We start from the raw sequence: 23,674 nt of genomic DNA, 5'->3' as shown, positions 1-23,674 counted from the left end.
GCGTTAGATTTGGTTTTCTTATCTTGAAAGGTATAAATATCCGTCTTGTTTACCACTTGTGCCATCAGCTTTCTTGTATGTGATGATGTAGAAGTACGTACCAGTAGGTAGTTCGTCATCCTTCTTCAAGGTCACCCGGCCTTCGGATACTCCGCGGAATGCACGGTCGTTGTTGTTGTAGTTCTTCATTTCGAAGACCAAAACTCCCCAACGGTTGTAGATTTCAACTGTGTTCGACACGACGCATTCGGTAGTTTCGAAACCATTGATGTTGAAATGCTCATTTATACCATCATTATTTGGTGAGAACGCATTGTTTACCGTTACGGTACAAGCAGGATCCACTTCACAGAACAACTCGTTTACATTGAGTCTGATTCTCACAGTTCTTGGGCAAACCGGATCGTTGATCACGTAGTCCACGTTGTAGATTCCGTTCGGGATCTGGTTCGGTTGGAAGACGCTGCCGTTAAGCCCGCCGACGTTGTCGACGTTCACCCATGTACCGCCTGCTGGCGTTCCGGCCGGCAATATAGTGACAAGATCGATAGAGGCACTAACATCTTCGTTACACTGCTCGTTTTCGACGACGATTAGGCTGTCGTTGACCGTTACATTGACTACTTGTGTGAACGTTGCCTCGTTTCCGCACTCGTCAGATACCGTCCAGCTCCATGTGATGCTGTAGTTTCCTTCGACGACCTCCGAGATCGTTTCGGTGAACACCGGCTCCTGGACTTCCGTGCAGGAATCGGCGAATGTCAAGACAGGAACTGTAGGAACAGCGTCGCAGTTGACGTTGACCACAGGCTCCAAAGTCTCATTGAGCGTAGGAGCGGTAGTGTCCTGGACATTCACGGTCTGCGTGTGTGTTACGACGTTGCCGCAAGAGTCGGTAGCCGTCCAGGTACGTGTGATGACTTCCACAACCGGACATGATGTCGCGACGCTACTCTCGGCATATACTACCTGAACCGGCGTGTTGTTGCACGAATCCAGTGCCGTAAGGATCGCCGGAGCTGGAACCGCGCCACATTCTGCGGTGATCGTACTGTCCGGCAACGGCTCGACAAAAGCAGGTGCCGTGGTGTCGACCACATTTATGGTTTGGGATACCGTTGCTACGTTTCCGCACGCATCGGTAGCTGACCAAGTCCTTACAAGGGTGTATGTTCCTGCGCAGCTTCCCGGAGTCGTTGCTTCGGTCATCGTTACGGCAACAGCGGTTTGTCCGCAGTTATCCGTAGCTGTCAACGTAGCGGCGGCAGGAATTTGCGTGCATTCTACCGTCACGGCTGCAGGAGCCGATTGATCGAATGTCGGAGCCGTCGTATCGTTAACCGTGATCGTTTGTGTTGCCACAGATGTGTTTCCGCAAGCATCGACAAAAGTCCAGGTACGTGTGGTGACGAACGAGTTTGCACAGCTTCCGGCAACGACCGCATCCACAGCCTGAGCCGTGATTGGAGCGCTGTCGCAATTATCGGTAGCGGTCAGCGTGATCGCAGAGGGAACTTCAGAAGCACAAGAGACCGTCACGTCAGCAGGAACGTTGTCCGGAAGTACCGGAGCCGTCGTGTCGCCAACAGAAATGTTCTGTGAAACCGAAGATGCGTTTCCGCAAGCATCAGTGAACGTCCAGGTACGGACGATTGTGTAAGCATTCGCGCAGGCACCTTGAGTCGTAACGTCGACACCTTGAGCGGAGATTTCGCCACCGCAGTTGTCAGTCGCTGTCAAAGTAACGTTTGCAGGAACTTCGCCTCCGCATGAAGCTGTCACATCGGCAGGAGCCTCAGGAGCGACAGGAGCGGTAGTGTCGTTTACATTTACAGTTTGGGAAACCGTTGAAACGTTTCCGCAAGCATCGGTGAATGTCCAGGTGCGAACCAAAGTGAACGCGTTAGGACAAGCTCCCGGAGTGTTTACTTCTGTCATGACACCCACAACTTCTCCGCTACAAGCATCGTTCGCTGTTAGGGTAACGGCAGCAGGAACTTCAGACGCGCACTGAGCGGTCACATCGGCAGGAGCTGCAGGAGCAACTGGTGCAGTCGTATCGATTACGTTGATCGTTTGCGATACGGATGACGTATTCCCGCAAGCATCGGTAAAGGTCCAGGTGCGAACGGTAGTCGATGTACCGGCGCATTCGCCCTGAGTCGTCACGTCAACACCTTGAGCGCTGATCGCTGTTCCGCAGTTGTCAGTGGCAGTCAGAGTGGCGTTTGCCGGAAGGGCGTCTCCACATTGGATCGTCACGTCAGCCGGAGCCGTTGGAGCGGTAGGGGCGATGTCGTCAACCACGTTGATTGTTTGCGAAACCGAAGTCGTGTTGGCACAAGCATCGGTAAAAGTCCAGGTACGAACGATAGTGTACGTTCCGGCGCAGGCACCAGGAGTCGTAACATCTACACCTTGAACGCTGATCTCACCAAGACAGTTGTCCGTAGCGGTAAGGGTCACGTTTGCCGGGACATCCGCGGCACAAGCTACCGTTACGGCAGCAGGCGCTTCAGGGGCGACCGGAGCCACAGTATCCGAAATCGTGAATGTGGCGGTAGTAGTCGAAGCGTTTCCGCAAGCGTCGGTAGCGGTGAAGATCACCGTTACGGCAGCCGAACAGTCGTTTCCGATTCCGTCGTAGTTATTTGTCCAGGTCACATCGGAACAAGCGTCCGTTGCCGTGGCGCCTCCATTCGAAGCCAGCCACTGCTCAAGCGTGTTCTCTGTTCCGTTACCACATTGGATCGCCAGGTTTTGAGCCTCAGCCGTGATAACCGGCGCAGTTGTGTCCTGTACGTTTACAGTTTGCGTAGCCGTCGCGGTGTTGCCACAAGCGTCGGTAGCGGTCCAGGTACGTGTGATCGAATAGGATCCGGCACAAGTACCAGGCGTATTTACGTCTTCGAACGTCAAGGTCACTTCACCGGCGCAGTTGTCGGTAGCCGTTGCCTGTGCAAACTCAGGAGTTGCAGGACATTCTATAGTCGAAGCAGTCGGCAATTGTGAAATTACCGGAGCAACATTGTCATTGATGTTGATGTTTTGCGAAACCGATGACGTATTGCCACAAGCATCAGTGAAAGTCCATGTGCGGACGATAGTGAATGCGTTGGCACACTCTCCGGCAGTCGTAACATCTACGCCTTCAGCGGTGATGGTCTCGCCACAGTTGTCCGTAGCGGTCAACGTCACGTTTGCAGGAACTTCGGCAGCGCAAGTCGCGGTCACGTCAGCCGGAGCTTCAGGAGCGGTTGGGGCCGTCGTATCGTTTACGGAAATCGTCTGCGATACAGATGATGCGTTTCCGCAAGCATCGGTGAACGTCCAGGTACGAACGATGGTGAACGATCCGGCGCAAGCACCAGCAGTAGTCACATCAACGCCCTGAGCCGTGATTTGGTCTCCGCAGTTATCGGTAGCGGTAAGCGTCACGTTTGCAGGAACATCGGCTGTACATTGAGCCGTTACGTTAGCCGGAGCTTCAGGAGCAACCGGGGCAACCGTGTCGTTTACGTTGATCGTTTGCGATACGGATGCACTGTTTCCGCAAGAATCCGTGAACGTCCAGGTACGTACGACAGTGAATGAATTCGGGCATGAACCCGGAGTCACCACGTCTACACCTTGGGCTTCGATAGCGCCCTGGCAAGCATCCTGGGCAGTCAGTGTCACGTTGGCCGGAACCTCGGAAGCACAAGAGACGTTTGCAGTAGCCGGAGCTTCAGGAGCGACCGGGGCAATAGTATCGTTTACGGTAATCGTTTGTGAAACCGAAACGGAATTCGCGCAAGCGTCAGTGAATGTCCAGGTGCGTACGATTACGTAAGAACCAGCACATTGTCCCGGAGTCGTGGTATCTACACCTTGAACCGCGATGTCGCCAGCACAGTTGTCAGTTGCAGTAAGTGTCACGTTCGCAGGAACATCAGCAGCACATTGAACGGCAACGGCAGCAGGCGCCTCAGGAGCAACCGGAGCAGTAGAATCCGATACAGTGAACGTAGCCGAAGTAGTCGAAGCGTTTCCGCAAGCATCCGTAGCCGTGAAAATCACAGTTACCGCAGATGTACAGTCGTTTCCGATTCCGTTGTAATTATTGGTCCAGGTGACTTCCGAGCAAGTATCGGAAGCGGTAGCGCCACCATTGCCTGCAAGCCACTCGTTAAGGGCATTTTCGTTACCGGCACCACACTGGATCGCCAGGTCTTGAGCCTGAGTCGAAATTGTAGGAGCGGTAATGTCCTGAACGTTGATCGTCTGGGTTGCGGTTGCCGTGTTGCCACAAGCATCGGTCGCAGTCCAGTTACGGGTGATAGCGTAAGAATTCGCGCAAGTTCCCGCTGTCGTTACGTCTTCGAATGTAAGGGTTACGTCGCCGGCACAATTGTCGGTTGCCGTAGCGGTTGCGAATACCGGAGTTGCAGGACAGTCGATCGTGGTTGCGCCAGGCAATTGCGAAATTACCGGAGCGATAGTATCGTTTACCGAGATCGTTTGGGATACAGATGACGTATTTCCGCACGCATCGGCAAATGTCCAGGTACGAACGATAGTGAACGAATTCGCGCAGTTTCCTTGAGTGGTCACATCGACGCCTTGAGCCGTGATGACTTCACCACAATTGTCGGTTGCCGTCAAAGTAACATTTGCAGGAACTTCAGCAGCACAAGCCGCAGTTACGTCAGCCGGAGCTGCAGGAGCGACAGGAGCAACGTTGTCGTTTACCGAAATGGTTTGGGATACGGAAGAAGTGTTTCCGCACGCATCGACGAAAGTCCAGGTCCTGACGATCGTGAACGACCCGGCGCAAGCACCTGGAGTAGTTACATCAACGCCAGTAGCGGTAATCGCACCTTGACAGTTGTCCTGTGCAGTCAATTCGATGTTGGCAGGCACTTCGGCAGTACAGGTTGCGGTCACGTCAGCCGGAGCTTGTGGCGCAACTGGAGCCGTCGTGTCGTTTACAGAAATGGTTTGGGATACGGAAGAAGTGTTTCCGCAAGCATCCGTAAAGGTCCATGTTCTGACGATGTTGAACGAGTTCGGGCAGTTTCCTGCAGTCACCACATCGACACCTTCGGCAGTGATGGCGCCAGAACAGTTGTCCTGAGCCGTCAAGGTTACGTTGGCCGGAACTTCAGATGAACACTGAGCGGTCACGTTTGCCGGAGCTTCAGGAGCTACCGGAGCAATGGTGTCGTTTACATTGATAGTCTGAGAGACGGACGAAGTGTTTCCGCAAGCGTCCGCGAATGTCCAGGTACGAACGATCGTGAACGAGTTCGCACAAGCGCCCGGAGTCGTTACATCGACACCTGAAACCGTGATGGCACCCTGACAGTTGTCGGTTGCAGTCAATTCGATGTTGGCAGGAACTTCAGATGCACAAGCTACGTTCGCATTGGCCGGAGCCGATGGCGCAACAGGAGCAGTCGTATCGTTTACCGAAATGGTTTGGGATACGGAAGTCGTATTGGCGCAAGCATCTGTAAAGGTCCAGGTTCTAACGATGGTGTACGATCCGGCGCAGGCACCAGGCGTAGTGACGTCGACACCTTGAACAGTAATTTCACCTGCGCAGTTGTCTGTAGCAGTCAACGAGATGTTCGCAGGAACGTCGGCGGCGCATTGAACCGATACGTTGGCCGGAGCCGCAGGGGCAACCGGAGCAGTCGTGTCCGATACCGTGAATGTAGCCGATGTGGTCGAAGCGTTTCCGCAAGCGTCCGTAGCCGTAAATACTACCGTGATGGCAGCCGAGCAGTCGTTGCCGATTCCGTTGTAATTATTCGACCAGGTTACAGCAGAGCAAGTATCGGTAGCGGTAGCACCTCCATTGGAAGCCAGCCACTCGTTCAACGCATTTTGGTTGGCACCACACTGGATGGTCAGGTTTTGAGCCTCGGCAGTAATTACCGGAGCCGTGATGTCCTGGACATTTATAGTTTGGGAAGCCAGAGCCGTGTTGCCACAAGCGTCGGTCGCCGTCCAGGTGCGGGTAATAGAGTACGATGCCGCACAAGCGCCCTGGGTCGTCACGTCCTCGAAAGTCAAGGTCACGTTACCGGCGCAGTTGTCGGTAGCGGTTGGCGTGGCGAACGATGGCGTAGCCGGGCAATCTATTGTGGTAGCCGCCGGCAATTGTGAAATTACCGGAGCGATGTTGTCGTTGACATTGATCGTTTGAGAAACCGAAGCGGTATTTCCGCAAGCGTCGGTAAATGTCCAGGTTCTTACGATGTTGAACGATCCGGCGCAAGCACCAGGAGTCGTCACGTCAACACCTTGTGCCGTGATCGCACCCGAACAATTGTCCTGGGCCGTCAAGGTTACATTAGCCGGAACTTCAGCAGCGCAAGCCGCCGTAATGTTGGCCGGAGCTGCAGGAGCCACCGGAGCGACATTATCGTTCACGTTTATGGTTTGTGAAACGGACGAAGCATTTCCGCAGGCGTCGGTAAACGTCCAGGTACGAACGATCGTAAACGAGTTCGGACAGTTGCCTGGAGTCGTGACATCGACACCTTGTGCAGTAATCGCTCCCGAACAGTTATCCTGAGCGGTCAAAGTTACGTTAGCCGGAACTTCAGAAGCACAGGCGGCCGTTACGTTGGCCGGAGCTGCAGGAGCAACCGGGGCTACGTTATCGTTGACGCTGATCGTTTGCGAAACCGACGCTGTATTTCCGCAGGCATCAGTAAATGTCCAGGTTCTTACGATAGTGAACGATCCGGCGCAAGCACCAGGAGTCGTCACATCGACGCCTTGAGCCGTGATGGCGCCAGAACAGTTGTCCTGGGCCGTCAAAGTGACATTGGCCGGAACTTCAGCAGCGCAAGCCGCCGTCACGTTGGCCGGAGCCGCAGGAGCGACCGGAGCTACGTTATCGTTGACATTTATGGTTTGAGAAACCGATGAAGCGTTTCCGCAAGCGTCGGTAAACGTCCAGGTGCGAACGATCGTGAACGAATTCGGGCAATTACCAGGCGTGGTTACATCGACACCTTGAGCGGTAATAGCGCCATTGCAATTATCCTGGGCAGTCAGGGCGACATTGGCTGGAACGTCGGCGGCACATTGTACTGTCGCATTTGCCGGAGCAGCAGGAGCAACCGGGGCGACCGTATCGCTTACGTTAATGGTTTGGGAAACCGATGATGAATTTCCGCAAGAATCTGTAAATGTCCAGGTACGGACGATTTTAAAGGTATTTGGGCAGTTACCGGCATTGGTCACGTCTACACCTTGAGCGGTGATGACTTCGCCACAATTGTCGGTAGCCGTCAAGGTCTGGTTGGCCGGAACTTCCGATGCGCACGAAACGAAGACCGTGGCCGGAGCTGCAGGAGCGACCGGGGCGATCGTGTCATTTACAGTGATAGTTTGAGAAACCGAAGAAGTGTTGGCACAAGCATCGACGAACGTCCAGGTGCGCACGATAGTGAACGATCCTGCGCAAGCGCCCGGAGTCGTGACATCGACGCCTTGAACGGTGATGTTGCCGCCACAGTTGTCGGTAGCCGTCAGTGAAACGTTTGCCGGAACTTCCGACGCACATTGTACGTTCAGATTGGCCGGTACAGACGGTGCGACCGGAGCCACATCATCCTTAAGTGTAAAGGTAGCCGATGTCGTGGAAGCGTTTCCGCACGCATCGGTAGCCGTGAAGATTACCGTAACGGCAGTCGAGCAGTCGTTCCCGATGCCGCTGAAGTCATTTGACCAGGTCACGGCGCCACAAGCATCGTTGGCAACGGCGCTACCATTTGAGGCAAGCCATTGGTTCAATGTGTTCTGGCTTCCCGTGCTGCACTGGATCGCAAGGTTTTGGGCCTGGGTAGTGATTACCGGAGCCGTAATATCCTGGACGTTGATCGTTTGCGAAGCCGTAGCGTTATTTCCGCAAACGTCGGTCGCCGTCCAAGTCCTGACGATCGAATACGTATTAGGGCAAGAACCTGCGATTTGCTGGTCTTGAGAGGTAAGCGTTACATTTCCGCCGCAAGCGTCGGTAGCCGTTGGAGTCGCGAAAGATGGCGTCGCCGTACAATCGATTGTCGAAGCGGCAGGCAATGCCGAAATCACAGGGGCTGCTGTATCGACCACATTGAACACCTGAGTTGCCGTTGCCACGTTTCCGCAAAGGTCGGTAGCCGTCCAGGTTCTCGTGATCGTGTAGGAATTAGCGCAGCTTCCAGGAGTGGTAGCGTCGGCATGCGTCAAGGTTACGACACCTTCGCAATTGTCGGTAGCAGATGGCGTTACCCATGCCGGTACTCCCGAACATTCCGTCGTGGTCGGCGTTGCAGGCAAACCGGAGATCGTTGGCGGCGTACTGTCGCTGATCGTAATGATTTGCGTTGCAGTCGTAGTGCCGCAGGCAGAGTTCAACGTGAAGGTACGCGTGACCTTTACCGGACAGTTTCCGGTTCGGGTATCGGAATAAGTAATCGTGTAACTTCCGAGACCGTTGGCATTTGAAACAGTTCCGCCCATTTGCTGGAACTGAGCCAATGTGATCACAACCGGCGTCGCGCTATACGGATAGTCTACGATGGCGGCAGGTCCGCAGGCGTTCAACGAATAGGCTGCAGGAGCGGTAAGTTGAGCCGATGGATAAACGTTGACCACGATCGGTACTTTTGGCCCGATACAGGTAGGGCTTGCCGCTTCGGCTACATAATAGGTAACAGAACCTACCGTAGCGGTAGATGGCGTGATCGAAACCTGTGGCTGTCCGTTAAGTGAAGTAAAATAGTAAAGCGTCAAACCGGGTCCACTAGGCGTCGCAGACAGCGGCTGGGCCGGAGCGTTAAGACAGTAATCGAGAGGCGTATTGACGGTCGGTGTAGAGTTGATCGTCGTAACGGTGATCGTAAACTGGAAGTAACAACCCTGGAGGGCGCCCGGAGGAACGGCGTAATACGTCAAGGTACCAACGGTTGCCGGGAACGGATTGTTAATCGTGTATTGCGTGGCGTTCGGCCCAATAGGATATTGGTTGTAGAAAGTCGATCCGTTAGGGAAACTTCCTGCAACTGCAGTGATTGGAATTGCCGTGCCGGTGCTGCAGAACGTGAAGGCCGTGATCGGTGGTGTCGACTGACAGTTCGCGTTTACGTATTCGGTAGCGTTGACATTGACGAGCAATGGTGCCGAAATGGCCGTGCCCTGACAGTTCCCGTCCTGGGTGTAGCCCTGGATAAGATCCTTGTCGATGAAGGCGATGCCGGTTATGGCGCCTGTCCCGGTGAATGATCCGTTTACGGCTACGATGTTCTGGCAGTTGGCGTTTTTAAGTAGTTCACAATCTGTCGTGACGGATACTTTGAAGACCAATTCTCCCAAAACCGTATCCGGACTGGCTGGAACCGGAAGCGTTCCGATGTTCCAGATAATCGATCCATTGGAACCGATGGCCGGATTGAATGTCAAAGAGTTAGGCGTAGGAGCAGGGTTGAAGAAGACCTGGCGCGTCGCACTGTTGTTCACATATTCCGTGTTGTAAGGAATAGGGATGCTCAACTGGGCGTTGTTGACCGGTTCGGTTCCGCGGTTGCGCACCTGGACCCTGAACTCCATTTCCTGTCCTGGCAAAGCCGTGTAAGGCCCGACCGAAGGAACCGGAGTATTGTTGATGCTGACGGCCGCAAGATTTCCTTCGACTTCCGGGATGTAAGCATCGACGGCCATCGCAATGGCGTAAATGATATAGGTATCCTGGGTGGAGCCGTATCGGAACGTGGTAGACGTCTGGTTGTTTGTAATCAACCCGTTGCCCGTATTCGGCAGGTTGAACATGCTGATATCGAGTCCTGTGTTGTTGAGAAGGCTCGGATTTCGGGTTCCCGGCGTCTGAATGCTCGAATTGAAGAAGTTGGTCGCAGAGTTGGCACTGTGGTTGAGGCTCTGCCATTGGTTGTTGTCCTGGCGACGGATCTGGAAATAATCTCCCGAAATACCGTTGTCACCTTCTCCGGCCATCAAACCTAACTTGATGCCGACAGGCCCGTTCTGGACGGTGTTGAATCCGCTGATTGGCAAGTTGTTGCTAGCCGTACCGCCGATAACATAGGCGTGTCCGTCAAATATCGTCACATCGCGGTATTTCATCTTGGAGTTTTCGTATACTACGATAAGTCCCCAGCCACCGTAAAATCCGGTACCGCCTCCGTTGCCTTCGACAAGCGCGATGTCGGCAGCGGTATATTGCCCCAGACCGTGTGTCTTGACATAATCGGTGACTTCGGCATAAGCCGAATACATGAAGTCATCCTGGGATTCAGGATAGTAGATGTCGTTCGCGTTGGCGGTGAATTCGGTATAACCCGCCGCACCCGGCCCGCGGAACTGGATCTTTCTCTTGTTGAACGTTTTGGTAACGCCGTTCTTGGTCACGTTGAAGGTGTTGCTGCTCGAGCTGCCGTTGGAGGCGCGCCCTGTCCAGTAAAGACCTGCATAGACGATGGTGGAACAAGACGGTACAGCCCCGTTCTCGGTTGAAAGTGTCAACGTAGCTGATGAGGAGTTGAACGTTCGTGTCCCTCCCAATCCGGTTGCGGTTGCCGCGTCCACATCTACGTAAACCATAGAGTTGTAGCCGTTTTCAGTCAGGTTACCATAGTTCTGCAACGTGAGGTTGGTGTTACCCATCATGGTAAAATCACCTTTTACGTTGTAAATTTTCTTGGTAGGAGTGTATTGCGAGGTGCGCTGGTTGAACGGCACACGGACCTGTGCACTTGCAGCAAAGGTGAATCCCAACCATGCCGTCAAGACGAGCATCAGGATTTTGGGAGTCGCAATTTCAGATTTGAAGTATATGTTTTTCATATGATCTGCTTTTTATATCGCTGCTTAGTGAGTGATCAGGATGTTGTAGAAAACATTGTATCTCGGATCGTTGTTTTTGACCAATGAGGCCAATCTCGGGCCCGCTACATTGGTCTCGCTGACGAGGTAAACGTATTGCAACTTTGGAAATGCCGACAAGACCGAAAAATCCAGCGGGCTGGAAAGGTCACCGGCACTCTTGAACTTTACGGTAATCATTTGCACCTCTTGCGACACATTGAGTGCTGCGAGGCTGGAAAACGATTTTACATCCGTATACAGGCATACCGGGTCGTCCCCGTACGTTTTTACGCTTCCGGACTCTACGTAAGTGGAAGGTTGGACGTCATTCATAAGGCTTCGCACCTGAGCGGCTCCCGATCTGGCTTGTTGGCCGGATAGAAACTGGTCTACGTGGACGATCGCCTTACCGTTTGACTCTTGCTGCGAAGGCGAGGCCGTCCTGGTACCTTTGTCCGTTTGGGCGGAAAGGTCCATCGCAAAAAAGACAAACACCAAAAGGAGTAGCATTCTCATCATAAATTGGATTTGTGTTTCAGACAGCGAAACGTTGTCTGTTCGGTTAGTTAATCTGATTGGGATCTTGTTTTTCATTTTCAATGCGTTTTCACTTTTCGAATGTCGGCACATGTTGGAGGTGGTCGACGAATCGGTGGGCTAAATTAGATACTGTGTCTAATTTTGTTTCATTTCCTCTGTAAATGACCCGAAAAGTCGTTCAAAGACATTTTTTGTGACTTTCGGCTCACTTGATTTCGATCGAAACAGGCATTTTTATAATAAAATACTTACTGATTTTGAATAAAATTTGGACGTGTTTTCTTATCAATTTTGCGAATATTTAGGAGTTTACCCCGTCGAAAGTATATGTAATAAAAATACTTACCAAATAAAACATCGACAAAAGGTAAAAATATATCGATAAAATGCATTTATCTGGATTTTCTGAGTTTAATTTCTTACAAAATCAATAAACAGCGGGTTGTTAATAACATTTTGTCGATCGTTAACATTCGGACAAAAAAAGTAGTTCGTCGTTTATATGTGTTTTTAATCGTAAAGCAATCGATTTTTTGTCGGTAAACGGAAATTTTGGACGAGTTGCTTCAGAAACTTCTTATAAAATCTAAATTGGAGCGCGGTTCCGAACGTTTGGTTTAACGTCGAACGAAAAACGTCCAACCGTTTTTAAAATCGCCCTAAAAAGTTTGGGCGTCGTTGTTTTTTTCTTAAATTGAAGCTCACAACTAAATCCTTTATTATGAAGAACTTAATCGTCGTTAGACACGCGAAGTCCAGTTGGGATGCACCTTTACGCGATATCGACCGCCCGTTGCAGCAACGTGGCATAATGGATGCGCACCTGGTGTCTGCCTCTTTGGTAGAGGAGCTTCCGAAAACCTTCGTGATCATGAGCAGTCCTGCTAAAAGAGCGTCTGAGACGGCGGTAATTTTCGCACAGAACGTTTCCTATCCTGTAGAAAGCATCCAATATATAGACGAGCTGTATACGTTCGATGGGCGCCAGCTTGAAAATAACGTGCGCGCCCTGAACAACGATTACGATAACGTTATTCTTTTCGGGCATAACGAGGCCATCACGAATTTTGTCAATAAATTTGGGGATATCTTTATCGATAATGTAACCACCTCGGGCGTCGTCTCGCTTACATTTGATTCCGACCACTGGAGCGGAATCGCCAAAGGCCGGACGCGAAAGGTGCTTTTCCCAAGAGATTTAAAGAATGAATTCAAACCAATATAGGTATCTAGACAGAGAAAAAAGTTGGCTCGCGTTCAATGCGAGAGTGTTGCAGGAAGCCGGGGACGAAACTGTCCCTTTGCTTGAAAGGCTTCGGTTCCTGGGCATATTTTCAAATAATTTCGACGAATTTTTCCGCGTGCGTTTTGCGGCGATACGGCGTTTGGCGCTATCCGGTGAATCGGGTGAAAAGTTGCTCGGCGGCGCATCGGCGCACCAGTTGCTCAAAGAAATCACCGAGATCGTGATCCGGCAGCAATCCGAGAGTTTGCGTATCCTCAATGTGATCGAAAGCCAGTTGGCCAAAGAGAACATTTTCATGATAAACGAAAAGGAAGTGACACCTGAACAGGAGACGTTTATAAAGGACTTCTTTATCCAGAAGGTAAGCCCGGCTCTTGTCACGATCATCCTCAACGACCTTGCGGAATTCCCGTTGCTCAAAGATACCGCCGGTTACCTTGCGGTGAAACTGGTGCTGAATTCGCCAGCCGACAAGAATCCGTTGCTGAACCTCATGAAGTCCAAGCGCGAGGTGCGTTATGCGTTGATCGAAATGCCAAAGACCATCAACCGGTTTGTGGTGCTTCCCCAGGTTGACGACAAACAGTTCGTGATGTTGCTCGACGACGTCATCCGATATAACCTCGACAGTTTGTTCAATATCTTCGACTATAAAAGCGTCAAGGCGCACATGATCAAGATTACGCGCGATGCGGAACTCGACATCGATTCCGATATGTCGAAATCCATGCTCGAAAAAATCGCGACATCCGTTAAGGACAGGCGTATAGGCGAACCCGTGCGCTTCGTTTACGATCAATCGATAGGCAAGGACACGCTCAAATTTTTCCTGACGCATCTCGAGATCGACTCCTCGGATTCCATCATTCCCGGCGGACGCTACCACAACCGTCGCGACTATATGGACTTCCCGAACCTGGGCCGATACGATTTGCTTTACAAGACGAAGCCTCCCGTTCCCGTGAAAGGTCTCGGCCTCGACGGAAGCGTTCTCAACAAGATCGCCCATAAGGATTATATGGTATATGCGCCTTACCAGTCGTTTTCGTACCTGATCAAATTCCTGCGCGAGGCGGCCCTGGATCCGAACGTGACCAACATAAAAATCACCTTATATAGATTGGCCCAGAATTCACAAATCGTGAGCTCTCTGGTCAACGCGGCGAAAAACGGCAAGAAGGTCACCGTCCAGATCGAACTTCAGGCCCGCTTTGACGAGGCCAGCAACATTTCGTATGCCGAACAGATGCAAACCGAGGGCATCAACCTCATTTTCGGCATCAAAGGCCTAAAAGTCCACAGCAAAATATGCGTGGTCGACCGCATCGAAAAAGGCAAACTCAAGCGATACGGTTTTATTTCGACAGGCAACTTCAACGAGGGAACGGCCCGTTTTTACACCGACATCACATTGTTTACGAGCCATCAGCAAATCCTTAAAGAAGCCTCGAAAGTGTTCGATTTTTTCGAGGTCAATTACAGGTTGCACCGTTACAAGCACCTGATCGTCTCGCCTCACTACACGCGCACGAAGTTCGGCAAGATGATCGATCGCGAGATCCTCAATGCAACGTTGGGACGCCCGGCTTATATCGACATGAAAATGAACAGCCTTTCGGATTTCCCGATGATCGACAAATTGTACGATGCCTCGAAAGCGGGCGTCAAAGTGCGTTTGCAGATACGCGGAATCTGCGCCTTGATACCGGGCGTTCCGGGAATGAGCGAGAATATCGAAGCCATCAGCATCGTCGACAATTTCCTCGAGCATTCGCGATTGTTTGTTTTTTGCAACGACGACCGTCCGGAAGTGTTCATCGGATCGGCCGACCTCATGCGACGCAATCTCGACGCAAGGGTAGAAGTCACGTGCCCGATTTACGACGAGGAAATAAAAAGAGAACTGATGGAAACCTTTGAGATCGGATGGAAAGGAAATGTAAAGGCCCGCCTGCATTCTGAAAAACTCGACAATATTTACCGTCCGAGAGGAGAAAACCCGGTGTTCCGCGCCCAGTTCGAAATGTACCGTTATTATCAGGACATGATTGCAGAAACCGAGGTTTCGATTAATAATTAAAAATTATTGATAAAATAAGTCCCTCAAGGCGGACCCAAAACGATGGGGCGCAGCTCGCAAAAAAACAAACAGTAAACAACTCGACGAAAAATTGATTACCATCAGAAAATACGCCGCGATAGACATTGGCTCCAACGCCATTCGATTGCTCGTGGCCAACATTATTGAAGAGGCCGGCAAAGAAACACAGTTCAGCAAGAGTTCGCTCGTGCGCGTCCCGATCCGATTGGGGCAGGACGTGTTTACTAAAGGCGAAATCTCAGAGGAAAACATCGTGCGCATGGTCGACGCGATGAAAGCCTATAAATTATTGATGAAGGTGCACAAGGTCGAAAAATATATGGCTTGCGCGACTTCGGCAATGCGCGAGGCCGACAACGGAAAAGAAGTCGTGGAACGCATCGCTGAAGAGTCGGAAATACAGATCGAAATCATCGACGGCAAAAAAGAGGCCGCCATCATCGCCTCGACCGATTTGCATTTCCTGCTCAAGACCGACAATACTTATTTATATGTAGACGTTGGCGGCGGGAGCACTGAATTTTCATTGTTTTCAAACGGAAAGATCGTGGCTTCCAAGTCGTTTCGTATCGGGACGGTCCGCTTCATCAACAACATGGTGCACGAGTCGGTTTGGGCCGAAATTGAATCGTGGGTTCGCGAAAACACGGCCGAATACGAAAATATCAGTCTTATCGGGTCGGGCGGAAACATCAACAAGATCTTCAAATTATCCGGAAAGTTGCAGGAAAAACCGCTTTCGTATATGTACCTGAATTCGCAATATTCGGTTATGAACGCGATGTCTTACGAGCAGCGGATCTCAGAACTTGGCCTCAACGCAGACCGTGCCGACGTCATCATCCCAGCGCTACAGATCTATCTCAACGCGATGAAGTGGAGCGGGGCGCGCAACATTTACGTACCCAAGATCGGACTGTCGGATGGCATCATAAAAGCGTTATATTTCGGTAAGATTTAAACTTTTAGTATGAAAACATTTGCTTTTGGCGCGCTGGCGTTTTGCGTTTCCCTTTTCGGTTGCCAAAACCAGTCGGAAACTCCCGAGAAAAAGACGGCATCATCTTATTTTGCCAGGACGACGGACGGTATTCAAAATGGAAATGTCAAGGTAATCGAGATTGAGACGCCAAAAGGCAGGTTCAAGGTTTGGACGAAACGCTTCGGAAACAATCCGAAAATGAAATTGTTGCTGCTCAACGGCGGGCCGGGCGCTTCTCACGAATATTTCGAATGCATGGAAAACTTCTTGCCGGAGAAGGAAATCGAGTTCATCTATTACGATCAGCTCGGAACCGGCTTTTCGGACAATCCGAACGATACGACACTTTGGGATTTGCCAAGGTATGTAGAAGAAGTGGAGCAAGTCCGCAAGGCGCTGCAACTTTCCAAAGAAAATTTTTTCGTGCTCGGACATTCATGGGGCGGCGTTCTGGCGATCGAATATGCGCTCAAATATCCCCAACAACTCAAAGGCCTGGTCATTTCCAATATGATGGCGAGCGCTCCCGAATATGGCAAATACTCCGAAGTCCTTGCAAAACAAATGAAACCGGAAGTGCTCAAAAGAGTGCGTGAGATCGAGGCCCGGAAAGATTTTTCAAACCCGGAATACATGCAACTTTTACTTCCGAATTTTTACGAGCAGCATGTTTTGCGCATGCCGGCTGCCGAATGGCCCGACCCTGTAAACAGAGGACTCGGCAAGATGAACCAATCGCTTTACGTAACCATGCAGGGCCCAAGTGAATTCGGGATCTCGGGCAAGCTCGAAAAATGGGACAGGAGCAAAGACCTCAAAAACATCGGGATACCGACCCTCGTCATTGGCGCCAAATACGACACGATGGATCCGACCTATATGGAATGGATGTCGAAGCAATTGCCAAAAGGCCAGTATTTGTATTGTGCCAATGGCAGCCACATGAGCCTGTATGACGATCAGAAAACTTATTTTGACGGGCTCACGAAGTTCATCATCGACGTAAAATAATCACCTAGGCGTCGCAGCCATTTGACTGTTTTTGTGTGTATGATTTAACGATCGCCGCGTGTGATGCTTGCAAAAAATAACCTAAGTTTGCGGCTTTAAAACTACCTCATGCGCTTTACTGTCATTGTCACTGCCCTGTTTTGCCTTACCGGCTTTTCTGTATTGGCCCAACCAAAAAAAGGAGAATTCATCACCGCTTCCGCGGGATTGGGCTATGTGTATACTTCAGAAGATATCGAGGTCAATTCCTCCGGCTTTTACGCCCAGGCGGAATACGTTTGGAGCCCGTTGAGCTGGTTTGGCGTGAGGCCTTATGCCGGTATGATTTTCTCATCTGGCGAAAACGTAGAGAAAGAACCGATCGAAGCCCGCGTAAAATCCAACGCTTTTTTGCTTGGGGCAAAAGTCAGGATTGCGGCTCCCATTCCTTATGTAGCTCCTTTTGTCGAGGCAGGGTTCGGTATGTCCGCCGGATATTTCGAAACACGCACACCTCTTATCGATGTACAAAAAAGCGGGTTGACGCCACATTTTCCGTTTTCGCTGGGTGTCGCGGTCGGACGCAAACACAACATCGAAATCAAGCTTACCTACTTCGAGCATTACAAACTGGATCAATTCAACGGTGCAGCCGCTGTCGGTTTTACGTTTCCGATATAATTTGTCTGATTAAAAATCGAGATCGAATGTCCGTCTCAGCGTATCGAGATTGGGATTGATCTGATTCAGCCTGTTGTAGCGGTCCTGGGGCGTAAAAGCTCTTTTGGTTTCCATTTTTTCGTTGACGACGATACGGATCGAAAGATCGTGGTTGTGCAATTTACCTCTTAAATATCCGACGAGATCGTGCAGACCGCTCTCAAAATCGAGCTTCGACCCTTCGTTCGGCAGTTCATGGACGATAGTCGTGCCTTCAAGCTTCGGATCGTTTATCAACAACAATGCTTCCATGATTTTTTGTCCGTTGTCCGAAAGACGTTGCGCATATTTGTTCCATTGCAGCAACATGTCGTTTTCCGTAAACGCTTCAGTAAGGTGTACGGTTTCGCGCACGATCGATTTTTGCGACTGCTCGAGCTCGCGTTTGGCGCGGATACTGGAAAGCGACAAGGCCGAAACCGGGGCGTTTTGTTTCACGACAGTGGTCTGGGTGATTGAAGTTCGCCCATCTGAAACTGCCACTCTTTCGACACTCGTAATTTCCTGGGTAAGGATTTGTTTCGGGGCCTCGGCAACCGGAGGAGGCGCAATCACGATTTCCGGCGTGGCCACTTCGATTTCCTTGACGCGTCCGTAATAGAAATTGGCTGGAATTATAAAGCCGTCAACTTTTTTTTTTCTCCATCGTAAGTGATGGAGGCCAATTGCATCAGGCAAAGTTCGACAAGCAAGCGCTGGTTTTGGCTCACTTTGAATTTCAAATCAGCGTCGTTGGCCAATTCTATTCCCTTCATCAGGAAATTTCGGTCGGCGCGCAACGATTGGCTCGAGTACAACTGCTGGGCGGTTTCTCCCTTCTCGAGCAATTTTAATGTTGCCGGCGTCTGGCACACGAGCAGGTCGCGAAAATGGGAAGCAAGTCCGGCGATGAAATGATGTCCATCGAAACCTTTCGCAAGAATGTCGTTGTACGTCACGAGCAATTCCGGAATCTTATTTTCAAGGATAAGGTCGGTAACCTGGATATAAGTCTCGTAGTCAAGTACATTGAGGTTTTCGGTAACGGCTTGCCGCGTGAGGTTCGTACCGCAATAAGACACGACGCGGTCGAATATCGACAAAGCGTCGCGCATGGCACCGTCTGCTTTTTGGGCGATGATGTGCAATGCGTCGTCTTCCGCCGTAATGCCTTGGCTTTGGGCAACTTCCGCCAAATGCTCCTTGGCGTCCTTTACCGTAATGCGCTTGAAATCGAAAATCTGGCAGCGCGACAAGATTGTCGGAAGGATTTTGTGTTTTTCGGTCGTGGCCAGGATGAAAATCGCATGCTTCGGCGGTTCTTCCAACGTTTTGAGGAAAGCGTTGAAAGCAGAAGTCGACAGCATGTGTACCTCATCGATGATGTACACTTTATACTGACCGGTCTGAGGCGGGATCCGCACTTGGTCGATCAGGTTGCGGATGTCGTCTACGGAGTTGTTCGAGGCCGCATCGAGCTCGAATACATTGAACGCGAAATCCTCATTGGGATCGTCATAACCCGGCTGGTTGATCTTGCGCGCAAGAATGCGGGCGCATGTCGTCTTTCCGACGCCTCTCGGACCCGTAAACAGCAACGCCTGGGCCAAATGGTTGGTTTCGATGGCATTGAGCAACGTATTCGTAATGGCCTGTTGCCCGACGACGTCCTTGAACGTCTGCGGTCGATATTTGCGGGCTGATACTACGAATTGTTCCATTGGCACTTTGGGCAAGAGCACAAATATAGTTGTATTTTTTGGTGTCCGGAAAACTTTAAGCTGTCAAAAAATACACAAAATAGGCAGTTATCAACAATCGTGAGGCTTGTTTAAAATATGTACTTTTGGGCATTCTTTTTTAACATCCAGTTTTAGCATGCACCACGATTTGCTTTTGATTCTCGGTCTTTTGTTCGTCGTCATGTTGTTGGTGATGCTGGCCAAAAAACTCAACGTCGCCTATCCGATTTTCCTTGTGCTTTCGGGGCTCGGCGTAAGCCTTATTCCGGGTATGCCTGAAACCGTGCTCGATCCGGAGGTCATTTTCCTGATCTTTCTCCCTCCTTTGCTTTTCGAAGCGGCCTGGTATACGTCCTGGAAAGATTTCTGGAAATGGAGACGGCCAATCGGGCTCCTGGCGTTCGGACTGGTGTTTTTTACCTCAATGGCGGTGGCCTATTTTACGAACTCCCTGATTCCGGGTTTTACATTGGCGCTCGGATTTTTGCTCGGCGGCATCATCTCGCCACCTGACGCCATTGCTGCGGCTACCGTCCTCAAAGGATTGCCGGTTCCCAAGCGGCTGCTGACCATCCTTGAAGGAGAAAGTCTCGTAAACGATGCGTCCTCACTGATCGTTTTTCGGTTCGCCCTTGCCGCGGTCATGACCGGATTTTTTTCGTTCGAAGTGGCCGTCGGACAATTTTTCCTCGTGGCCGGAATGGGTGTCGTCGTGGGATTGGTGATCGCCCATGTGATGTATGCCATCCACAAATTTCTGCCCACTACACCCGCGATTGACGCGACCCTAACCGTGATGACACCATATATATTGTTCCTTACGGCAGAACATTTCCACTTTTCGGGCGTAATGGCGGTCGTCAGCGGCGGACTTTTCATCTCGTTCCGCTCGCATGAGATTTTCGTGACTGGCACCACACGCATCAACATGCTCGGCGTCTGGACCACGTTGATTTTTGCGATGAACACGTTGGTCTTTATCCTGATCGGACTTGAATTGCCGCATATCGTCAACGGTTTGGGAGAATACTCGATAGGGGAAGGCATCAAATACGGACTGCTGATCAGCGGCATCATCATCGTATTGCGGTTCATCTGGGTTTTTCCGGCGGCTTACGTTCCCAGGATGATGAGCGCCAAGGTCAGGAAGGAACCGCATCCTGGCTGGAAGGGCCCGCTTGTGATCAGTTGGGCCGGAATGCGCGGCGTGGTCTCGTTGGCAACGGCCTTGTCGATTCCGGTAACGCTTTCCAACGGAGACGCCTTTCCTTATCGGAGCCTGATCCTGTTCATCACGTTTGTCGTGATCCTGGTGACCCTCGTTTTTCAAGGATTGACGCTTCCGCTGATCGTCCGGCTGATCAAGCTGCGCGAAATCGATCCCATCCTGCCGGAAGAAGAACAACAAGCCGGCATCCGGCTGCGACTGAAACACGCCGCCTTATCACGGCTCAACCGCAAATACAAAAACGAAATGATCGAAAACGAACTCGTCGGTTTTTTGCACCGTGACCTTGAAAACCAGGTGGAAGTCATTTCGCGCAAGCTGACTTCTCCGTTGCAAGAGGGGGCGCAGGTCAAGGAACTCGACCAATATCGCGCGATCCTACAGGATTTGTATGCCGCGCAACGACAGGAATTGTCGATGCTGAGACGGGAACATTTCTTCTCTGATGAAGAAATCCGCAAAGCGCAACTGCAACTCGATCTCGACGAGGCAAAGTTGGTGCGCCAGTTTCATTTTTAGAGTTTAAAGTTTAAGGTTTAAAGTTTGTTTAAAGTTTAAAGTTTAAAGTTTAAAGTTTAAGGTTTAAAGTTTACCGACAACTTTCTTTTAGGCTGGGATTGGATCATTTTAACGTCATGTCAGGTCGAAACGTGCGGTAATCCAAGGTGACGTCCTGGCCTCTCGGATGGATAATGATCCCGATGCAACTGTCGTTCAAGAATTCAAAGGCAACACCGCCGTCCTGATCGTCGTATAGCGATACGAATCCTTTGGTTTTGCCGAATGTGTAATCCCCTACGTTCGCAATGGCGGGAAATTTAGAGGTAACGTCCGACATCTTTTTGCCTGTCCCGATGGAATCCACTGTAAATTCGGGAGAGGTCACGCGAACAAGCCGCACGACTCTTTCGTCCATCGCATCGTCTTTGTAGGCGGTAAAGACATTGAGTTCGTATTTTCCGGAAACGGCTTCGGAATTATCGGAATACCACGTCATCCACGATTTTCCCATAGCCGAATCGGACAAATCGGGCGCGCCGAGCAGGGATTCGAGTCGTTGGGCGTCCATTTCAAGTTCGATGTTCCCGATTGATTTCCCGGCGATGACGGAAGTATTCGGGGCCGGCCGTTCGATGGGAACGTTTGTGGTGTCGGTTGGAATAGCGTGAACTATTGATTCCGGCTCCGACCGTTTACAGGAAACCGAGAGTGCGACAAAAAACAGGGCGGCCATTATTGGGAATCGTTTCATGGTTGACAGTTTGATCGACGTTAACGGAAATTATGGAGAGGTTATTGGTAGTTGGCGTGAGGATTTTTACCTTTGGAAATTCTTGCATCAGAAATTCCTGCGAAACCTAACCCAATACTTCCGCGATTTTCTCATTTTCTAGCAACCGCACCAACGCTTCCTCCTCGGCATCGAGTTCATTGTTCTTGATGTTTTGCCTCACTTTGTAGGTGTCGATGCGACCATTCTCATAAGCCGCGATTACCGTCGGATGCACATAATACTTACGGCAAACCGATCGCGTATTACCCAGTTTGTGGGCGACGCAATCGATGACTTCCACCACTTTTTTCTTTTCCTCGGTTTTGGTTTCAGATGGGCCGATTTCGCGAAAGCATTGCAATGCCGTCACGCTGCCTGACCACGCCCTGAAATCTTTAGCCGTAAAGTCTTGTCCGGTGATTTCTTTAAGGTAAGAATTGACGTCGGACGAACCAATCGTGCAATGCCTTCCGTCATCATCGTAATACTGGAACAGTTCCTGACCCGGAATGTCCTTGCACTTCTTGACCAGGTTGGCGAGTTTGCGGCTCTGGAGCGAGATGCTGTGGCGAACGCCTTTTTTTCCGACGAACTCGAATTTGACTCCCGACTTCTCGAACTTGACATGCTTGTCGCGCAAAGTTGTCAACCCAAACGAACCGTAGAGTTTTTTATAGGCGTCGTTCCCAATCCTGATGTTCGTGTCTTCTATCAGTTTTACAACAAGCGCCAACACTTTTTCGTACGGAAGCCCTTTCCGGTTCAGGTCTTTCTCAACCTGTTTGCGTATCGTCGGCAGCGCCTTGGCAAAATTCCGCAACCGGAAGAACTTCGATTGGTTGCGTATCTTGTTCCAATCCGGGTGATAGCGATACTGCTTGCGGCCGAGTTTGTCGACTCCCGTAACCTGTAAATGACCGTTTTCGAAAGGCGATATCCAAACATTTTCCCAAGCAGGAGGGACCACCAATTTTTTGATGCGATCGAGAATTGCCTCCGAATTGACCTTGCTTCCATTCTCATCGACATAGAAAAAGCCGTCGCCTTTGCGCTTCCTGAAATAGCCTTTTCCTGAAAAAGCCGCGTACCGTAATCCGACAGCTTTCGCAGTCGTTTTAGGGTCGCGGCCAATCTTTTCAAGTTTTGTCTGTAACCTGTCCATTTAATTCTGCTGTTGCTCACGCCCTTTGATGCTAAGGTCGTGCAAAACCTTCGTGGCGTTCTTGTCATCCATCGACAAATCCCCGGCTACGAAAACGCCCATTTCACCTTTATTGGAGCGGATTCCGTAAACCGTAGCTTCGTCTCCCGGATCGCTTTCGCCTTCATAGCGATAAATGTGTACGATTTCGAAACCATCGGGATTTCCCGTAATGCGTTCTTCCTCAAGGTTAAAATCTGTAGTGAATCCTTTCTGTGCCAACTCTTCAAGTGCTTTCGAGACGGTGGCGTAGTGATACATGTTGCGTTCCATAATGTTTGTTGTTTATTTTTTGTTGATTTGTTTGTTGTCAATCCGGTTATTTCGTGCCGCAGGAATTTCATCATCTAATTATCCAATGATCTAATTATCTAATTCGCTAATTCGCTAATTCCCATTTGCCAATTATAAAGTTAAAATTCCCCCTTCTGAACTATTTACAGTTTTAAAAAGAAAGATTGCATCATCCGCATATTGTCGTATTTTTGCGCAACAGGCCGCCTTATCGCTGCTCGCAAGAGTGGAGGAAAGTCCGGGCACCATAGAGCAGCATAGCGGGTAACGCCCGTCACGCATCGGCAACGTTGCGGAGGACAAGTGCAACAGAAAGCAAGTACAGTTCGGCTGTAGTGAAACCAGGTAAACTCTATGCGGTGAAATGTCAAGTATACCGGCAATTAAGGGCTGCTCGCCCGTTGTCGGAGGGTAGGCAGATAGAATCGTCCAGCAATGTGCGATCCAGATAAATGATAAGGGCTCTTTTGAGTACAGAACCCGGCTTACAGGCCTGTTTTTTTTATGTCGAAGTGATC

Annotated in this window: 13 protein-coding genes and 1 other RNA gene; 7 read left to right on the top strand and 7 right to left on the bottom strand. The window is 50.6% G+C overall.

What is annotated here, in order from left to right; translation table 11 throughout:
- Window positions 1–18: 18 nt before the first annotated feature.
- Complete coding sequence (locus tag HC229_RS01505) at window positions 19–10,839, bottom strand: HYR-like domain-containing protein (RefSeq protein WP_191018664.1); 10,821 nt, start codon at window positions 10,837–10,839, stop codon at window positions 19–21.
- 24 nt (window positions 10,840–10,863) lie between these two features.
- Entirely contained in the window at window positions 10,864–11,376 is a 513-nt protein-coding gene (locus tag HC229_RS01500) for a hypothetical protein (protein WP_191018663.1), read from the bottom strand.
- 745 nt (window positions 11,377–12,121) lie between these two features.
- On the opposite strand from HC229_RS01500, the gene HC229_RS01495 reads away from it, so the two are divergent.
- The 5 genes from HC229_RS01495 (at window position 12,122) to HC229_RS01475 (ending at window position 17,400) form a co-directional block, all read left to right on the top strand.
- Window positions 12,122–12,625 carry a SixA phosphatase family protein gene (locus HC229_RS01495; protein ID WP_191018662.1) on the top strand — a complete coding sequence of 168 codons (504 nt, stop codon included), beginning with the start codon at window positions 12,122–12,124 and terminating at the stop codon, window positions 12,623–12,625.
- Window positions 12,606–14,726 carry a polyphosphate kinase 1 gene (gene ppk1 / locus HC229_RS01490; RefSeq protein WP_191018661.1) on the top strand — a complete coding sequence of 707 codons (2,121 nt, stop codon included), beginning with the start codon at window positions 12,606–12,608 and terminating at the stop codon, window positions 14,724–14,726. The genes HC229_RS01495 and ppk1 overlap by 20 nt, the downstream gene beginning before the upstream one ends.
- Before the next feature lie 91 nt (window positions 14,727–14,817).
- Window positions 14,818–15,708 carry a Ppx/GppA phosphatase family protein gene (locus tag HC229_RS01485; RefSeq protein ID WP_191018660.1) on the top strand — a complete coding sequence of 297 codons (891 nt, stop codon included), beginning with the start codon at window positions 14,818–14,820 and terminating at the stop codon, window positions 15,706–15,708.
- A 9-nt stretch (window positions 15,709–15,717) separates the two neighbouring features.
- A complete protein-coding gene (locus tag HC229_RS01480; protein ID WP_191018659.1) occupies window positions 15,718–16,740 on the top strand; it encodes a proline iminopeptidase-family hydrolase in 1,023 nt (340 codons plus the stop codon).
- Between the two features lie 108 nt (window positions 16,741–16,848).
- A complete protein-coding gene (locus HC229_RS01475; protein ID WP_191018658.1) occupies window positions 16,849–17,400 on the top strand; it encodes a hypothetical protein in 552 nt (183 codons plus the stop codon).
- Between the two features lie 9 nt (window positions 17,401–17,409).
- On the opposite strand, the gene HC229_RS16560 is transcribed toward HC229_RS01475, so the two are convergent.
- Window positions 17,410–18,117, bottom strand: coding sequence for a DNA polymerase III subunit gamma/tau (locus HC229_RS16560; protein ID WP_223845489.1), 708 nt, complete (start codon window positions 18,115–18,117; stop codon window positions 17,410–17,412).
- Window positions 18,054–19,139: a DNA polymerase III subunit gamma/tau gene (dnaX, locus tag HC229_RS01465; protein WP_191018657.1), complete on the bottom strand. Its 1,086-nt coding sequence runs from the start codon at window positions 19,137–19,139 to the stop codon at window positions 18,054–18,056. The genes HC229_RS16560 and dnaX overlap by 64 nt, the downstream gene beginning before the upstream one ends.
- A 157-nt stretch (window positions 19,140–19,296) precedes the next feature.
- Here dnaX and HC229_RS01460 point away from each other — a divergent pair, with 157 nt between their 5' ends.
- A complete protein-coding gene (locus HC229_RS01460; RefSeq protein WP_191018656.1) occupies window positions 19,297–20,907 on the top strand; it encodes a Na+/H+ antiporter in 1,611 nt (536 codons plus the stop codon).
- 103 nt (window positions 20,908–21,010) lie between these two features.
- On the opposite strand, the gene HC229_RS01455 is transcribed toward HC229_RS01460, so the two are convergent.
- From HC229_RS01455 to HC229_RS01445, 3 genes are all read right to left on the bottom strand, one after another.
- Entirely contained in the window at window positions 21,011–21,640 is a 630-nt protein-coding gene (locus HC229_RS01455) for a hypothetical protein (RefSeq protein WP_191018655.1), read from the bottom strand.
- 106 nt (window positions 21,641–21,746) lie between these two features.
- The gene (locus tag HC229_RS01450) at window positions 21,747–22,823 is read right to left on the bottom strand and encodes a DNA topoisomerase IB (protein ID WP_191018654.1); all 1,077 of its coding nucleotides are present in this window, start codon (window positions 22,821–22,823) and stop codon (window positions 21,747–21,749) included.
- On the bottom strand, window positions 22,824–23,135 hold the full coding sequence (locus HC229_RS01445) for a hypothetical protein (RefSeq protein ID WP_191018653.1): 312 nt from the start codon (window positions 23,133–23,135) through the stop codon (window positions 22,824–22,826).
- Window positions 23,136–23,351: 216 nt separating this feature from the next.
- Here HC229_RS01445 and rnpB point away from each other — a divergent pair.
- An RNA gene (rnpB, locus tag HC229_RS01440) (RNase P RNA component class A) lies at window positions 23,352–23,660 on the top strand.
- Window positions 23,661–23,674 lie beyond the last annotated feature (14 nt).

The organism is Flavobacterium selenitireducens (assembly GCF_014748335.1).
Lineage (GTDB): Bacteria > Bacteroidota > Bacteroidia > Flavobacteriales > Flavobacteriaceae > Flavobacterium > Flavobacterium selenitireducens.
Note: the sequence above shows the minus strand (reverse complement) of the source record. Positions and strands in the feature narration are given on the sequence as shown.

Excerpts from the sequence above, each read along its gene's own strand:
- HC229_RS01505 (WP_191018664.1), bottom strand. The coding sequence starts at position 10,839 with ATGAAAAACATATACTTCAAATCTGAAATTGCGACTCCCAAAATCCTG.
- HC229_RS01500 (WP_191018663.1), bottom strand. The coding sequence starts at position 11,376 with ATGAGAATGCTACTCCTTTTGGTGTTTGTCTTTTTTGCGATGGACCTT.
- HC229_RS01495 (WP_191018662.1), top strand. The coding sequence starts at position 12,122 with ATGAAGAACTTAATCGTCGTTAGACACGCGAAGTCCAGTTGGGATGCA.
- ppk1 (WP_191018661.1), top strand. The coding sequence starts at position 12,606 with ATGAATTCAAACCAATATAGGTATCTAGACAGAGAAAAAAGTTGGCTC.
- HC229_RS01480 (WP_191018659.1), top strand. The coding sequence starts at position 15,718 with ATGAAAACATTTGCTTTTGGCGCGCTGGCGTTTTGCGTTTCCCTTTTC.
- HC229_RS01475 (WP_191018658.1), top strand. The coding sequence starts at position 16,849 with ATGCGCTTTACTGTCATTGTCACTGCCCTGTTTTGCCTTACCGGCTTT.
- dnaX (WP_191018657.1), bottom strand. The coding sequence starts at position 19,139 with ATGGAACAATTCGTAGTATCAGCCCGCAAATATCGACCGCAGACGTTC.
- HC229_RS01460 (WP_191018656.1), top strand. The coding sequence starts at position 19,297 with ATGCACCACGATTTGCTTTTGATTCTCGGTCTTTTGTTCGTCGTCATG.
- HC229_RS01455 (WP_191018655.1), bottom strand. The coding sequence starts at position 21,640 with ATGAAACGATTCCCAATAATGGCCGCCCTGTTTTTTGTCGCACTCTCG.
- HC229_RS01450 (WP_191018654.1), bottom strand. The coding sequence starts at position 22,823 with ATGGACAGGTTACAGACAAAACTTGAAAAGATTGGCCGCGACCCTAAA.
- HC229_RS01445 (WP_191018653.1), bottom strand. The coding sequence starts at position 23,135 with ATGGAACGCAACATGTATCACTACGCCACCGTCTCGAAAGCACTTGAA.